This is a genomic window from Pseudomonas sp. P5_A2_2, assembly GCF_054177685.1.
Genome location: NZ_JBGCUL010000860.1, coordinates 1 through 1,911, shown reverse-complemented (window position 1 = coordinate 1,911; position 1,911 = coordinate 1). Strand labels below are relative to the sequence as shown.

General features: G+C 60.1%; 3 protein-coding genes and 1 pseudogene. 2 read left to right on the top strand and 2 right to left on the bottom strand.

Annotation, left to right across the window (positions count from 1 at the left end; genetic code table 11):
- Positions 1–448: S-(hydroxymethyl)glutathione synthase (gfa, locus tag ACXRVY_RS26630; RefSeq protein ID WP_458238686.1), on the top strand; the 448-nt coding region annotated here is incomplete at its 5' end.
- A gap of 106 nt (positions 449–554) precedes the next feature.
- The gene (locus tag ACXRVY_RS26625; protein ID WP_317851128.1) at positions 555–779 is read left to right on the top strand and encodes a helix-turn-helix domain-containing protein; all 225 of its coding nucleotides are present in this window, start codon (positions 555–557) and stop codon (positions 777–779) included.
- Here the strand turns inward: ACXRVY_RS26625 and ACXRVY_RS26620 are convergent.
- Positions 755–1,660, bottom strand: coding sequence for a hypothetical protein (locus ACXRVY_RS26620; RefSeq protein WP_223462613.1), 906 nt, complete (start codon positions 1,658–1,660; stop codon positions 755–757). The genes ACXRVY_RS26625 and ACXRVY_RS26620 overlap by 25 nt on opposite strands.
- A 109-nt stretch (positions 1,661–1,769) precedes the next feature.
- Positions 1,770–1,911: pseudogene (locus ACXRVY_RS26615) on the bottom strand (SAM-dependent methyltransferase); the annotation flags it as partial.

The following is a 1,911-nucleotide window of genomic DNA, read 5'->3' as shown; positions in this document are numbered from 1 at the left end:
GCATAACCACGCGTGCGGCTGCAGCAAATGCTGGAAACCACAAAACGCGATATTCGCCGTCATCGCCGTGGTGCCTCGAGATAAGGTCAGCGTCATTGCCCACGGCGAAAAACTGGCGATTGTCGACGAATCCGCCACCATCCAGCGCCACGCCTGCAAGCAGTGTCACGCCCATCTCTTTGGGCGCATCGAGAACAAGGACCATGCGTTTTATGGCCTGGACTTCGTCCACACCGAGCTTTCGCCACAGCGCGGATGGGCCGCGCCGGGATTCGCGGCGTTCGTGTCCTCCATCATCGAAACCGGCACACCTCCAGCGCAAATGAAGGCTATCCGCGAGCGCTTGCGCTCGATCGGCCTGGAACCCTATGACTGCCTGTCCCCGGACTTGATGGACGCACTGGCGACTCATGTCGCCAAACAGAAAGGCCTGCTCCCCGCCGCCTGATTGATCGGTTGCCGCGGTTTCTTTTCCGGACCGCGGCTCCGATTCACCTTTGATGTTGTGCGTCCCACATAAGAGACGGTTAAATCCCGAACCTTTCGAAGTGGTCATGGTGCTGCTGGGCCGGTCTCTATTCGACGAGGCAACGCAGGACATCTGTTCGTTCAAGGCGTTACGGCGCTTATTGCGCGAAACACAACTGAGCGTGATCACTGTCGCCAATGAAGTCGGCTACTCCAACCCCAGCCACTTCGCCCCTGTATTTCGCAAGCACACCGGCCTTTCCCCAAGCGACTACCGGCGCCAGCGTCAGGGCTCTGCCGGCCGCAGATAGGGCTCGATAAAGCCGCAGCCAAGGATCTCGTTCAGGCGTTGCGCATCGTTCATTCGGCGAAACAGTCCAATAGTCTTCCACGGCGCATGACCATCGACATTGGGCGCTCCCAATCCGGCCAACAGGTCGGCGATCAGTATTGATCGGGTCTCGAAAGAGATGCGTGTCAGCCCGGTGCTATTGCCGACGCCAGCATGGGCATGAGCCCCGGAAAAGGCGATCAGGCTCCCCGGAGCGATATCGACGGCAATCCCCTCCTGCGGGCCGATCGCTTCCAGCAGATGCGCAATGGCTTCGTCGGCATCCACGGCATTGCGGCCGTCTCGATGGGATCGCTGCAAAATGGCGCGCATATCGAAATCTGCGCTCGAATTACCCAGCGGTCGCTGCCAGAGGCCTGGATACAAGGCGATGGTACGCCCTGCCGAGATGGGATAGATGGGCGCCCACCAGTTGGTCTGCGCATAGATATTCGACCCCCAGGTATCGCGGTGAAACGCGATGGTGGCCGTCGTGCGGGCACGCGGCGTCGACTGCCCTGGCTCGCAATGCGGCTGAAAACGCAAATGCAGGCGATCGCACGCCAGGGTATCGGGGGCGATGCCAAGGCTTTGCACGACGTCCTGCCAGCGCTGCTGGACCTCAGCCGAGCCTGCGAAGTCGTTCTGGATTTTCGCAAAACGCTCAGTCTGCTCAGGGTGGCTCAAATGGCGATGGATCTGTTGCGGCGACCAGGGATGCAGCGCGTCTTCGAGGAACGCACGCGTATATTCCACCAGCGCCGTCATGGGCTGCAGGTCAGTGAAGCGAATGATCTCGCCAGCATAGATACGGTCATGCAATTGGCGAGCGGTGCTCGGTATGGCAAGCGAGCTGTACATGACTGGAAGTCCCCTGAAGGTGCGCCCCTGACTTTAGATCCACGCCGATTGTGGCGAAAGTGGCAGGTGGGGCGAAAAAGCGCGGATCAGGCCCTGGGGACATGAGCAACAGGCGGCTGAAGAAACGGGTAGCGTCCCCGAATCCGGCGTCGTGTAACAGTTTTTGAACCGCCGCCTCAGAATGTGGAGGGTCAGCGCCTTGAAGGATTTCCCCCCGCTTGACCTTCACTTCATCCGGGCTGGCTCCATGC